This is a genomic window from Leisingera sp. ANG-S5 (assembly GCF_000813925.1).
Taxonomy (GTDB): domain Bacteria; phylum Pseudomonadota; class Alphaproteobacteria; order Rhodobacterales; family Rhodobacteraceae; genus Leisingera.
On record NZ_JWLH01000005.1, the window covers coordinates 651,787 to 663,585 of the forward strand.

Below are 11,799 nucleotides of genomic sequence, written 5' to 3' on the forward strand. Positions count from 1 at the left end.
ACGTACAGGCAAAAAAAGCGCGGCCAGAGCCGCGCTTTTCCAGTTTCTTTGAAGGCTGGCGTTACTTCCAGCCGACGTCGTTGAAGATCTTCTGTGCCTCGGGCAGGTTCTTGGCGACCTCGGATAGGTTCACGTCATCCGGTTTGAAATGGCCAAGGGCCGCGATCGACGGGGCCAGGCCGACACCGGACACCGCCGGGTATTCGTCATTGCCGGCCGAGAAATACGCCTGGGCGGAATCGCTGGAAAGGTATTCCAGGAACTTGATGGCGTTCTCCTTGTTCGGAGCATGTACGGCCACGCCACCGCCCGACAGGTTCATATGTGCGCCTTCCGCGTTCTGGGAGGGGAACAGCCAGCCGATCTGATCGCGGTTTTCGGAGATGCCCTTGACGTCTTTGCGGATCGAGCGGGCAAAGTAATAGCTGTTTGCAACGGCAATATCGCATTCGCCGGAGATGATGCCGCGCATCTGGTCTGTGTCGCCGCCCTGCGGATCGCGGGCCATGTTGGCGACCACGCCCTCGGCCCAGCCGCGGGCTTTTTCAGCGCCGTGGTGGGTCACGATCGAGGCCAGCAGGGTCTGGTTGTAGGTGTTCTTGGACGACCGGATGCAAACCTTGCCTTTGTAGGCAGGGTCGGCCAGATCCAAATAGGTCTGCGGCGGGTTTGCCACCTCATTCTTGTCGTAGAAAATGATGCGCGCGCGCTGGCTGAAGCCGAACCATTGGTTGTCCTGATCCTGCAGGTAGGCGGGGACGCGGGCTTCCAGCACGTCGCTGTCGATGCTTTGCAGGACACCCGCCTCCTTGGCGCGGGTCAGGCGCGAGGTGTCGACGGTTATCAGGATGTCAGCAGGGGAGTTTTCGCCTTCGGCATTCATCCGGGCAATCAGCTCATCGGCGTTGCCTTCGATGCGGTTGATGGTGATGCCGGTGGCCTGTTCGAAATCCGAATAGAGCTGCTCGTCGGTGTCATAGTGGCGCGAGGAGTAGATGTTCAGCTCGCCCTCGGCAGCAGCGGCGGTGGCAATGGCGGCGCTCAGCGCCCCGGCCAGTACGGTTGTGGCTTTCAGCATTGGATGTCCCGTTCTTGGTTAGATCAGTTTTCCGACTGAAACAGTCGATTAAAGCATCTGACGGCAGATGCAATGAATTTCCGACTGAAACAGTCAGAAAGTCGCAATCAGCTGTTGCCTTGCCCGGCCTGGAACGCGCTCTGTCTTTACAGCACTTGTCCAGACTGACCCCCAAACGCAAAAAAACCGCATCGGATGATGCGGTTTTCTGCATGTCGCTGTGGTGGATCTTAGCCCTGGCGCGCTTTGAACTTGCGCTGGGTCTTGTTGATCACATACACGCGGCCTTTACGGCGCACAACCCGGCAATCGCGGTGCCGGTTCTTCAGCGAACGGAGCGAGTTCTTGACCTTCATGGTCTCTCTCCTTGTCTGCGGCGCGAACCAGCGCCTGGGTTAGCGGGTGCTTGGGCCGGAGCCGAAGCAGTGAATTGAATGGTGGGCGATACAAGGATCGAACTTGTGACCCCTTCGATGTCAACGAAGTGCTCTACCGCTGAGCTAATCGCCCACTCTGGCCTGCGCTGCGTTCCTGCCCCTTAGAAGTGAAAGGGGCGCGGGGTGCCGCGCCGGTGAGGGGGTCTATAAATAGAGTCGCCGGCGTGCGCAAGAGCTTTTGACCGCAGAAATTTCCGCGATATGCTGTTTCTTGCACAAGAAGCACCGGAGCAAGGATGCCTGATACAGCGTTTTCCGTGATTTCCCCGCAGAAACTGGCCTCGGCAGTGGTTTTTGCCTCTCCACACAGCGGCGCGGACTATTCCGATTCCTTTCTGTCACAGTCGATTCTGGGGCGGAAAGAGATCCGCAGCTCAGAAGATGCCTTTGTGGACCAGCTGTTCCGGGCAGCGCCGGAGTTTGGGGCGCCGCTGCTGCGGGCCCTGAAGCCAAGGGCCTATCTGGATCTGAACCGCGCGCCGGATGAGCTGGACCCGGCGGTGATCGAAGGGGTGCAGCGGCGCGGCCAGAATCCGCGGGTGGCCTCTGGACTTGGGGTGATTCCGCGGGTGGTGGCCAATGGCCGGGCGATCTACAGCGGCAAGCTGCCGCGGGCGGAGGCGGAGCGGCGGATCAAGGACTGCTGGCATCCATACCACAAGGCGCTGAAGGGGCTGCTGGATCAGTCGCACCGGCAGTTCGGGCAGGCGATTCTGGTGGATTGCCATTCGATGCCGCATGAAGCGGTGGAGGCGATGGCGCCGCAAGGAACGGGCAGGCCGGAGATCGTGCTGGGCGACCGGTTCGGGGCAGCCGCGGACAGCAGAGTTGTTGACCGGATTGAGGCGGCTTTTGCCGCAGCCGGGCTGAAGGTGGCGCGCAACACGCCCTTTGCCGGGGCTTATATTGCCCAGACCTATGGCCGCCCTTCGCGGCGCCAGCACGCGGTGCAGATCGAGATCGACCGGGCGCTTTATATGGATGAGGCCAATATCCGGCCCAATGCAAATTTCGATGCGCTGCAGCAACTGCTGCGACAGGTGGTGGCCGAAATTGCGGCAATCGGGCGGGAGGAGCTGCCGCTGGCGGCGGAATAGCGTCGCCGCCTTCAGCGCAGGGCACGGCCTTTCAGGATGGCGCTGTCGCCGAATCTCTTGCGGATGGCATCCGTGGCGCGTTCGGCCTCTGCCCGTTTGCCCGCATTCGGGTCCAAGAGGTCGCCGGTTTCATCAGCGTGCGATTCGGGAACCAGGTCTGATATCCCGCAGCCCAGTAGCCGGTAGGGGCCTTCGTCGCCGACCTGATCCAGCAGGCCGCGGGCGGTGCGGTAGATGCGGTCTGCAATCTGGGTCGGGCTGCGCAGGGTCACGCGCCGGGTCAGTGCCGAATGGTTGGCGCGTTTCAGCTTGAGCGTCACCACCCGGCCCGCCAGCTCCCGCGCCTTGGCCCGGTCCGACACTTTCTCAGCCAGCCGCCACAGGTGGCCGTCGAGCACCTCCAGACTGGCGGTATCCTCAAAGAAGGTGGTCTCATTGGAGATCGACTTGATCGGCTCATGCGCCGAGACCCGGCGCCGGTCCTGGCCGCGGGCCAGATGCCAGAGCCGGTCGCCCATGGAACCGAAGCGGACGTGCAGGGCCTCGCGGTCCCAGCGCAAGAGGTCGGAGAAGGTGCGGATGCCGGCCTTGTCCAGGCTTTCCTGGGCGGCAGGGCCGATGCCCCAGATCAGCCGCACCGGTTTTTCACGCAGGAAATCACCCGTCTCGGCCTTGCCGATCACCGAAAAGCCGCGCGGCTTGTCGAGGTCGGAGGCAACCTTGGCCAGGAACTTGTTGTGGGAAAGGCCGATGGAGCCGGTGACACCCAGCTCATCCTTCATGCGCTTGACCAGCCGGGCCAGCATCACTGCGGGCGGCGCGCCGTGCAGCTTTTCGGTGCCGGTGAGGTCCATGAAGGCCTCGTCCAGCGACAGCGGCTCCACGTCCGGGGTCAGTTCGTTCATCATCTTGCGAATCTCGCGGCTGACCTCGACGTAGACGCTCATCCGCGGCTTGATCACCACGGCGTCAGGGCAGAGCTTCAGCGCCTGGAACATCGGCATGGCAGAGCGCACGCCTCGGATACGGGCGACATAGCAGGCGGTGGAAACCACGCCGCGCTTGCCGCCGCCGATGATCACCGGCTTGGTGGCGAGCTCCGGATTGTCGCGTTTTTCGACGCTGGCATAGAAGGCGTCGCAATCCATGTGGGCGATGGTGAGGGCAAACAGCTCCGCATGCGCCTTGATCCGCGGGCTGCCGCAATGGGGGCAGCGCCGGGCAGGGGCGATCTGGCTGAGGCAGTCTCGGCAAAGGGCGTGCATGGGTATGGCGGGCTGTGGTCTTGGATGGGCAAGTTTAACTTGCGGCGGAAGGCTTGTCTTTAGCGCGGCCGGTTGCCAAGTGACAGATCATGACAACAGCAGGCGAAGATTTTGCCGGCGCAAAGCTGGCGGTGTTTCTGGGGCAGGATCTGCTGGTCATCCAGCGCGATGACAAGCCGGATATTCCCTATCCCGGGCATTGGGATCTGCCGGGCGGGGGGCGTGAGTCGGGTGAAAGCCCGGCAGCCTGCGCGCTGCGCGAGACCTATGAAGAGGTGGGGTTGGTGCTGAAGCCTGATCTGCTGATCTGGTCCAGAGCGTACCAGCGGCCGCACGGGCGGGTCTGGTTCTTTGCTGCGCATCTGCCTGCTGAGACAGTCAGCGCGGTTCGGTTCGGGGATGAGGGGCAGGGCTGGGCGCTGATGGCGCCAGAGACCTATTGCGCACACCCGATGGCAGTACCGCATTTTGCGGACCGGCTGCGGGAATATCTTGCGGTGCGGCCAGTGTGACTGCGGCTGAAAAGAAAGATCCCCCGCTGGTGTGCGGGGGGAAAGGTGACGGGTCTCAGGAAGAAAAGCCCGTCTGGGGAGTGTCTCAATATGAGAATCTCCTACATGGCGCTGTTTCGCAAAGTTTGCGGGCCTGAGCATTGGCTGCGGGTTTGGCGGGTGTGCTTTTTGAGGCACAGGACGATTTGGCGCAGAAATAGACCTGACTGCGGGTTTCGTCAGCGAAAAGAGCAACTTGACGTTACGTCACCGGCGGGCGGTAAGGCGCCTGGCCGGGAAATGGTGCACCTGCCGCACATTTTTCTTTCTGCCTAATTTTTAGGCAATCTGATGGGAGGAGAGCTTGCAGCAAGGCGATACACCCGTTGCTGTCTGTGCCGGAAGCGGTATGGCTTGTTACGCTTTTACGCGTGCCAGCTCCGCCAGGATGGCTTCGGCTGCGGCGCGCGGGCTGTCCGCTTTCCAGATCGGACGGCCCACCACGATATGGTCAGCGCCGTCTGCAATGGCGCTGGCCGGGGTGGCGACGCGCTTCTGGTCGCCCAGGTCCGCACCGGCCGGGCGCACGCCTGGGGTGACGATCAGCTTGCCTTCAGCCTCGGGCAGGGCGCGGATCAGGGCGGCCTCCTGCGGGCTGGCGATGACGCCGTCGGCGCCCGCGGCAAAGGCATTGCCTGCGCGTTCCAGCACCAGGTCCTGCACTGCGCCGTCCTTGATCAGCGCCCCGTCCAGGTCCTGACGGTCGAGCGAGGTCAGGATGGTGACGGCGAGGATCTTGAGGTCCTTGCCGGCCGCGCCTTCCTTGGCCGCGCGCACCACATAGGGGTCGCCATGCACGGTGAGGAAGTCGAGGTCGAACTGCGCCAAGCCCCGCACTGCGCTTTCCACGGTGGCGCCGATGTCGAACAGTTTCATGTCGAGGAAGATGCGCTTGCCGTGCTCCTGCTTGAGCTCATTGGCCAGCGCCAGGCCGCCGCCGGTGAGCATGCCAAGGCCGATTTTGTAGAAGGAGACCGCATCGCCGAGCTGTTCGGCGAGTTTCAGACCGTCCAGCGCATTGGGGACATCCATGGCAACAATCAGGCGGTCGTCGGCGCGCGGGGCTTGGGTCATGGCGGGGTCCTTTGGTGGCGGTTCGGCGTGAAACTGGCGTTTCATACGCAAGGGGCGGCGGTTCGGCAAGGCGCAGCGGGGTGCTCCCGCAACTGAAGCTGTCCCGGCGGGACAGATTACAGTTTTGGGCATGGCGCCGCGCTGGTGCGCGGCGCGGCTGCGCCTGGGGGGGCGTCCGGGTATAAAGTTGACGCAGGTCAGGGATTTGCTCACCTTTTCCGGCGAGTATGGGTTGAAGCGGCAGGATCGCTTCCCAAATTGAACCTTGAGGCCCGGACCGGGGCGTGCCGCCTAGCGGGCGCTGCCAAAGACAGGGCGCTTGAAAAAGGAGAGCAAGATGGACTTGAACAAGTTCACGGAGCGTGCACGGGGATTCGTGCAGGCAGCGCAGACCATTGCAATGCGCGAGGGGCACCAGCGGCTGGTGCCGGAGCATATTCTGAAAGCTTTGATGGATGATGACCAGGGGTTGGCGAGCAACCTGATTTCCCGCGCGGGCGGTGCGCCTGCCCGTGTCGTGGAGGCGGTGGAGGCCGCCGTTGCCAAGCTGCCCAAGGTGAGCGGTGACGCGGCCCAGATCTATCTGGACGGGCAGACCGCCAAGGTGCTGGATGAGGCCGCAAAGATTGCCGAGAAGGCGGGCGACAGTTTTGTGCCGGTCGAGCGTCTTCTGATGGCGCTGTGCATGGTGAAGTCCAAGGCGAAGGACGCGCTGGAGGCTGGTGCGGTCTCCGCGCAAAAGCTGAATGAAGCCATCAACGATATCCGCAAGGGGCGCACGGCTGACTCGGCAACAGCTGAGGAAGGCTATGACGCGCTGAAGAAATACGCCCGCGACCTGACTGAGGCGGCGCGCGAGGGCAAGATCGACCCGATCATCGGACGCGACGAGGAAATCCGCCGCTCGATGCAGGTGCTGTCTCGCCGGACCAAGAACAATCCCGTCCTGATCGGTGAGCCGGGCGTGGGTAAGACCGCAATTGCCGAGGGCATGGCGCTGCGCATCATCAACGGCGATGTGCCGGAGAGCTTGCGCGACAAGAAACTGCTGTCGCTGGACATGGGGGCGCTGATTGCCGGTGCGAAATACCGCGGCGAATTCGAGGAGCGGCTGAAGGCGGTGCTGACCGAGGTCACTGAGGCTGCGGGCGAGATCATCCTGTTCATCGACGAGATGCACACGCTGGTCGGTGCCGGTAAATCTGACGGTGCGATGGATGCGGCCAACCTGATCAAGCCGGCTTTGGCGCGCGGGGAGTTGCATTGCGTTGGTGCGACCACGTTGAATGAATACCGCAAGTATGTGGAGAAGGACGCGGCGCTGGCCCGCCGGTTCCAGCCGGTGATGGTGACGGAGCCGACGGTGGAGGACACCGTCTCGATCCTGCGTGGCATCAAGGAAAAGTATGAGCTGCACCACGGTGTGCGCATTGCCGATGCGGCGCTGGTGGCGGCGGCAACGCTGTCGAACCGTTATATCACCGACCGCTTCCTGCCGGACAAGGCAATCGACCTGATGGACGAGGCGGCCAGCCGCCTGCGGATGCAGGTGGATTCGAAGCCGGAGGAGCTGGATGCGCTGGACCGGCAGATCCTGCAGATGCAGATCGAGGAAGAGGCGCTGAAGCTGGAAGACGATGCCGCCTCCAGAGACCGGCTGGAAAAACTGCAGAAGGAACTGGCCGAGCTGCAGGAGCAGTCCGCCGAGATGACCGCCCAGTGGCAGTCTGAGCGGGACAAGCTGGCTTCTGCCCGTGACCTGAAGGAGCAGCTGGACCGGGCCCGCGCGGAACTGGACATTGCCAAGCGGGAAGGCAACCTCGCCAAGGCGGGGGAGCTGTCTTATGGCGTCATTCCGGGGCTGGAGAAGCAGCTGGCGGATGCCGAGAGGAAGGAAGAGCAGGGGCTGATGGTCGAGGAGGCCGTGCGGCCCGAGCAGATCGCCGCTGTTGTCGAACGCTGGACCGGTATCCCGACCTCCAAGATGCTGGAGGGTGAGCGCGAGAAACTGTTGCGCATGGAAGATGAGCTCCACCGCCGGGTGATTGGGCAGAACGCGGCTGTAACCGCGGTGGCCAATGCGGTGCGCCGGGCGCGGGCAGGTCTGAATGACGAGAACCGGCCGCTGGGCTCTTTCCTGTTCCTTGGGCCCACCGGTGTCGGCAAGACGGAGCTGACCAAGGCGGTGGCGGGCTTCCTGTTCGACGATGAGCACGCGATGGTTCGGATCGACATGTCGGAGTTCATGGAGAAGCATTCGGTGGCCCGACTGATCGGCGCGCCTCCGGGCTATGTCGGCTATGACGAGGGCGGGGTGCTGACCGAGGCCGTGCGCCGCCGCCCCTATCAGGTGGTGCTGTTCGATGAGGTCGAAAAGGCGCATCCGGATGTGTTCAACGTGCTGCTGCAGGTGCTGGATGACGGCGTTCTGACCGATGGACAGGGCCGCACCGTGGACTTCAAGCAGACGCTGATCGTGCTGACCTCCAACCTTGGGGCGCAGGCCCTGAGCCAGCTGCCGGAGGGCGCCGATGCCTCTGACGCGCGGCGTGACGTGATGGATGCGGTCCGGGCGCATTTCCGGCCCGAGTTCCTGAACCGTTTGGATGAGACGATCATCTTCGACCGTCTGGCGCGGGGTGACATGGACGGTATTGTCGAAATCCAGCTGGCGCGTCTGCTCAAGCGGCTTGCAGGCCGCAAGATCGCGCTGGAGCTGGATGAGGCGGCCAAGACATGGCTGGCGGATGAGGGCTATGACCCGGTGTTCGGCGCCCGGCCACTGAAGCGGGTGATCCAGCGCGCGCTGCAGAACCCGCTGGCAGAGGCCCTGTTGGCGGGAGAGATCAAGGACGGCGATACCGTTCCGGTCTCAGCCGGCAGCGAGGGGTTGATCATCGGCGACCGGCTGGGGACGTCGGACCGGCCCAAGCCCGATGATGCTGTGGTGCATTGAGGGGTAGGGATTGAAGATAGCCCGCCAGAGATGGCGGGCTTTTTCGATTTTGTTAGATAGAGTTAAAGGTGATTTTCCAGGGGGAAAATTATGAAGTGCTATATTCTTGAACCAAAATTCAGTTGTCCCACGCATTCCGGATGTTCCTGGTCACTTGCGAGGGATGAGAAAATTCTGCCCAGTCAGCATGATCACTGGGACCCGTATGAAGACACTTCGTATGTCGTGGGTGGAAATACTTGGAGTGCAGAAGGGATTTTGACAGATGAGAGTAAGGCGCAACTATCAAAGTTGTGGGCTTACGCCGCTGGGAGCAGGGAGCCGTTGACAAATAGCCACGTGATTGGAGATCTGCAGCCGCGGCCAACGGTCGATACAATCGTTAGCCAAGCATTTGTCGATACCTTGCAAGGCTTTGACCGCTCGTTGTTTGAGTTTCTTGAACACGACAAGGTTTGGGATCGAGTTAGACAGTGCCCGCCCTGGGAGGGTCCTTTCTATATAGCAACATTGCTGCAAGTGCATCCGAGCTATGACTTGGAGCTTTCTGAACTCATTCAGCAATCCAATGTCGTGAAGAAGTATAAGGGAAAGTACATCAGCAACGGGTCTAAGCGAGTTGTCCGCGCCAGTTCGATCGCTGGGCGGGTAATTTGGCGGGACTCATTCACACGGGACGTGATGTGTTCTCAAGAGGGCTGGGACAAGCTGAGAGCGCTGGGTGTTCCTGAATGGGGAGTGCGCGAAGTCGAAGTCCTTGATGATCGTAATTAGCAGCCCGCTGTACAGGTATTTCGGCCTAAGGCGTTGAGCGCTTCAGGCTGTTGATTGCCAGACGCTATAACGACTCCCCTTCGGTTCTCACCCCTCCGCCGCCTCCTTGGCCATCCTCCGCTCATACTTCCGGCGCAGAACTTTCAGGCGGGGTTCCCAGTCATAGCGGGGGTCTTCGCGGGTCTCTGACCAGTAAAGCTTGCCTCCATAGCGCCAGGGGTCGATCACGATGCCTTCATAGATGCCGTCGCCCTTGGCGGCGATGACCGCAGTGGAGTGGTCGATGCGGAAATCGCTTTTCGGTTCGGCAATGGCGCGCAGCATCGTCAGGGTCTGAAAGTTCTCCTGATTGAGCCGCGCCTGCATGTCCTCGGCGTAATGCACGCAGATGCCGCGCTCCTTGACGCCGCTGTTCACCAGCGTGTTGTGGATGATCGGCGAGGTGGTGACATTGTACTGCTCTGCCAGCCGGGCAGAGTGGCTGTAAGCGATCTCCGCCGCGCGGCGGGCCTCATCTGCATCCACCTGCGGATCCAGAGACTGGATGGCGAGGGACAGGGCCTCGACATCGGTCCTGGTGGCCGTGGGGGCGCTGGCGCAGCCTGTCAGGACGGCGGCGGCAAGCATCATCAGCGGTGCAATTAGGGATTTCATCATGGTCTGCCCGAAGCGGTTTTGATTTCCAGCCAGCATAGTGAAACCGTGCACTGGGTGCAGCGGGGAAATGTCCGGCCACAGCGCATTTTCCGGCCATTGGGCGCTGGGCCGCTTCACATTTGCGTCAGCAGGGGCGCCCTGGGCCGGATTTTCTTTGATACTGGCAGGGCTCCCAACGTTACAAATCTCTCGCGCAGTCGTGACGGGATATGTTTTGGGTTTTGCGCCCGGGACCGTTACCTCAGGAGAGACCCGCAATATCAGGAGACGCAGATGGCGCGCCGCTGGACCAATGACTTGACCCTTGCCGATGCAACCCCGGAGGCAGATTTCTGGAACCGCCGCCGGATCATGGCCGGGCTGGCAGGTGCCGGGCTGGCCGCAGCGCTGGGTGGCCGTGCGCAGGCGGAAGAGGCGCTTGAGCCAAACAGCTGGGAAGAGGTGACCAGCTACTGCAATTTCTATGAGTTCGGCACCGGCAAGAGTGATCCCGCGGCCTATGCCGGCCGGATGACCACCCAGCCTTGGAGCGTGAAGATCGACGGGCTGGTGGATCGCCCGGGCGACTATTCCCTTGAGCAGATCCTGGGGGAATTGACGCTGGAGGAGCGCATCTACCGCTTTCGCTGCGTCGAGGCCTGGTCGATGGTGGTGCCTTGGCAGGGATTTGAGCTGGCCGATCTCTTGAATATGGCAGGCGTGCAGGAGGGGGCCAAGTACGTTGCCTTTGAAACCCTCTACCGCCCGTCGGAGATGCCCGGTACGGCTTATAAGGTGCTGGAATGGCCTTATCGCGAAGGCCTGCGCCTGGATGAGGCGATGCACCCGCTGTCGATCATGGCGACCGGGATCTTCGGTAAGCCGCTGCCCAACCAGAACGGCGCGCCGCTGCGGCTGGTGGTGCCGTGGAAATACGGCTTCAAGTCGATCAAGTCTGTGGTGCGGATCACCCTGACGGATCAGGAGCCCCCCACCAGCTGGAACATGGCCAACCCGCGCGAATACGGTTTCTACAGTAATGTGAACCCCAACGTGTCGCATCCGCGCTGGAGCCAGGCCAGCGAGCGCCGCATCGGCGGCGGGCTGTTTGCCAAACGCCAGCCGACACTGATGTATAACGGGTACGAGGAAGAGGTCGCGTCTCTGTACAAAGGCATGGACCTGGCCGAATACTTCTAATGGGGGGGGCGACAACGGATGGGATCACTGAATCAGCTTCTGCGCCGCCTGCCTGTCTGGGCAGTTTACCTGCTCGGGGCGCTACCCGCGCCTTGGCTGTTTTACCAAGGGCTCACTGGCGGGCTGGGGGTAGAGCCGATCAAGGCGCTGGAACATGAATACGGGGAACTGGCGCTGCAGCTGATGATCCTGACGCTGGCGGTCTCGCCGCTGCGGCGGCTGGCGGGGCTGAACCTGATGAAGTTCCGCCGCGCAATTGGGCTTTTGTGCTTCTTCTATGTGCTGTGCCACCTGCTGGTCTGGCTGGTGCTGGATGTGCAGATCCTGGGGCAGATCATCGCGGATATTGCGAAACGGCCCTATATCACCATCGGCATGGCGGCGTTTGTCCTGATGCTGCCGCTGGCGCTCAGTTCGAATAACCTGTCCGTGCGGGCGCTGGGCCGGACCTGGACGCGGCTGCACCGGCTGACTTATGCGGCTGCGCTGCTAGGGGGCCTGCACTTTGTGATGCTGTCGAAAGGGTTTCAGATCGAGCCGCTGATCTACCTCGGGCTGACCCTGCTTCTCTTGGCCCTGCGCTTGCCAGTGCTGAAGCGGTCCAAACATCCGGAATCATCCGGAACGCCCAGCCGGACCTAGTCCGGAGAATCTGGTCCCGGGGTCCGGGAGGCGGCCCTCCCTGGCGGCGGTTTTGCTTCCGAGTCGCAGTTGTTTTCTTCGATTCCTGG

General features: G+C 62.1%; 11 protein-coding genes and 1 tRNA gene. 6 read left to right on the top strand and 6 right to left on the bottom strand.

All coding sequences use genetic code 11. The features are described 5' to 3' along the window. Nucleotides 1-61: 61 nt before the first annotated feature. From RA25_RS11460 to RA25_RS11470, 3 genes are all read right to left on the bottom strand, one after another. On the bottom strand, nucleotides 62-1,078 hold the full coding sequence (locus tag RA25_RS11460) for a Fe(3+) ABC transporter substrate-binding protein (RefSeq protein ID WP_039172284.1): 1,017 nt from the start codon (nucleotides 1,076-1,078) through the stop codon (nucleotides 62-64). 230 nt (nucleotides 1,079-1,308) lie between these two features. Beyond that, nucleotides 1,309-1,434, bottom strand: a complete 126-nt coding sequence (gene ykgO / locus RA25_RS11465; protein WP_005648635.1) for a type B 50S ribosomal protein L36 — start codon at nucleotides 1,432-1,434, stop codon at nucleotides 1,309-1,311. A gap of 79 nt (nucleotides 1,435-1,513) precedes the next feature. Then, a tRNA-Val gene (locus tag RA25_RS11470) sits at nucleotides 1,514-1,588 on the bottom strand. Between the two features lie 163 nt (nucleotides 1,589-1,751). Between RA25_RS11470 and RA25_RS11475 the strand changes: the two genes are divergently transcribed. Beyond that, entirely contained in the window at nucleotides 1,752-2,612 is an 861-nt protein-coding gene (locus RA25_RS11475; protein WP_039172286.1) for an N-formylglutamate amidohydrolase, read from the top strand. Nucleotides 2,613-2,623: 11 nt separating this feature from the next. Here RA25_RS11475 and RA25_RS11480 read toward each other — a convergent pair whose 3' ends face one another. After that, nucleotides 2,624-3,877, bottom strand: a complete 1,254-nt coding sequence (locus RA25_RS11480; RefSeq protein ID WP_039172290.1) for a DNA polymerase IV — start codon at nucleotides 3,875-3,877, stop codon at nucleotides 2,624-2,626. Nucleotides 3,878-3,966: 89 nt separating this feature from the next. On the opposite strand from RA25_RS11480, the gene RA25_RS11485 reads away from it, so the two are divergent. Further along, the gene (locus RA25_RS11485; protein WP_019295084.1) at nucleotides 3,967-4,389 is read left to right on the top strand and encodes an NUDIX hydrolase; all 423 of its coding nucleotides are present in this window, start codon (nucleotides 3,967-3,969) and stop codon (nucleotides 4,387-4,389) included. 396 nt (nucleotides 4,390-4,785) lie between these two features. On the opposite strand, the gene pyrF is transcribed toward RA25_RS11485, so the two are convergent. After that, nucleotides 4,786-5,502, bottom strand: a complete 717-nt coding sequence (gene pyrF / locus RA25_RS11490; protein ID WP_039172386.1) for an orotidine-5'-phosphate decarboxylase — start codon at nucleotides 5,500-5,502, stop codon at nucleotides 4,786-4,788. Nucleotides 5,503-5,839: 337 nt separating this feature from the next. Here pyrF and clpB point away from each other — a divergent pair, with 337 nt between their 5' ends. Together clpB and RA25_RS11500 are read left to right on the top strand one after the other, a co-directional pair. Then, nucleotides 5,840-8,458, top strand: coding sequence for an ATP-dependent chaperone ClpB (gene clpB / locus RA25_RS11495; protein WP_039172293.1), 2,619 nt, complete (start codon nucleotides 5,840-5,842; stop codon nucleotides 8,456-8,458). 90 nt (nucleotides 8,459-8,548) lie between these two features. Next, complete coding sequence (locus RA25_RS11500; RefSeq protein ID WP_152612184.1) at nucleotides 8,549-9,232, top strand: hypothetical protein; 684 nt, start codon at nucleotides 8,549-8,551, stop codon at nucleotides 9,230-9,232. Nucleotides 9,233-9,319: 87 nt separating this feature from the next. Here RA25_RS11500 and RA25_RS11505 read toward each other — a convergent pair whose 3' ends face one another. Next, nucleotides 9,320-9,886, bottom strand: a complete 567-nt coding sequence (locus tag RA25_RS11505) for a hypothetical protein (protein WP_039172388.1) — start codon at nucleotides 9,884-9,886, stop codon at nucleotides 9,320-9,322. Nucleotides 9,887-10,162: 276 nt separating this feature from the next. Between RA25_RS11505 and msrP the strand changes: the two genes are divergently transcribed. After that, nucleotides 10,163-11,068, top strand: a complete 906-nt coding sequence (gene msrP, locus RA25_RS11510; protein ID WP_019295077.1) for a protein-methionine-sulfoxide reductase catalytic subunit MsrP — start codon at nucleotides 10,163-10,165, stop codon at nucleotides 11,066-11,068. A gap of 18 nt (nucleotides 11,069-11,086) precedes the next feature. After that, nucleotides 11,087-11,710, top strand: a complete 624-nt coding sequence (gene msrQ / locus RA25_RS11515) for a protein-methionine-sulfoxide reductase heme-binding subunit MsrQ (RefSeq protein WP_019295076.1) — start codon at nucleotides 11,087-11,089, stop codon at nucleotides 11,708-11,710. Nucleotides 11,711-11,799: the final 89 nt, after the last annotated feature.

Bases quoted from the DNA above. Each gene is read 5' to 3' on its own strand.
- RA25_RS11460 (WP_039172284.1), bottom strand. From the start codon at position 1,078: ATGCTGAAAGCCACAACCGTACTGGCCGGGGCGCTGAGCGCCGCCATT.
- ykgO (WP_005648635.1), bottom strand. From the start codon at position 1,434: ATGAAGGTCAAGAACTCGCTCCGTTCGCTGAAGAACCGGCACCGCGAT.
- RA25_RS11475 (WP_039172286.1), top strand. From the start codon at position 1,752: ATGCCTGATACAGCGTTTTCCGTGATTTCCCCGCAGAAACTGGCCTCG.
- RA25_RS11480 (WP_039172290.1), bottom strand. From the start codon at position 3,877: ATGCACGCCCTTTGCCGAGACTGCCTCAGCCAGATCGCCCCTGCCCGG.
- RA25_RS11485 (WP_019295084.1), top strand. From the start codon at position 3,967: ATGACAACAGCAGGCGAAGATTTTGCCGGCGCAAAGCTGGCGGTGTTT.
- pyrF (WP_039172386.1), bottom strand. From the start codon at position 5,502: ATGACCCAAGCCCCGCGCGCCGACGACCGCCTGATTGTTGCCATGGAT.
- clpB (WP_039172293.1), top strand. From the start codon at position 5,840: ATGGACTTGAACAAGTTCACGGAGCGTGCACGGGGATTCGTGCAGGCA.
- RA25_RS11500 (WP_152612184.1), top strand. From the start codon at position 8,549: ATGAAGTGCTATATTCTTGAACCAAAATTCAGTTGTCCCACGCATTCC.
- RA25_RS11505 (WP_039172388.1), bottom strand. From the start codon at position 9,886: ATGAAATCCCTAATTGCACCGCTGATGATGCTTGCCGCCGCCGTCCTG.
- msrP (WP_019295077.1), top strand. From the start codon at position 10,163: ATGGCGCGCCGCTGGACCAATGACTTGACCCTTGCCGATGCAACCCCG.
- msrQ (WP_019295076.1), top strand. From the start codon at position 11,087: ATGGGATCACTGAATCAGCTTCTGCGCCGCCTGCCTGTCTGGGCAGTT.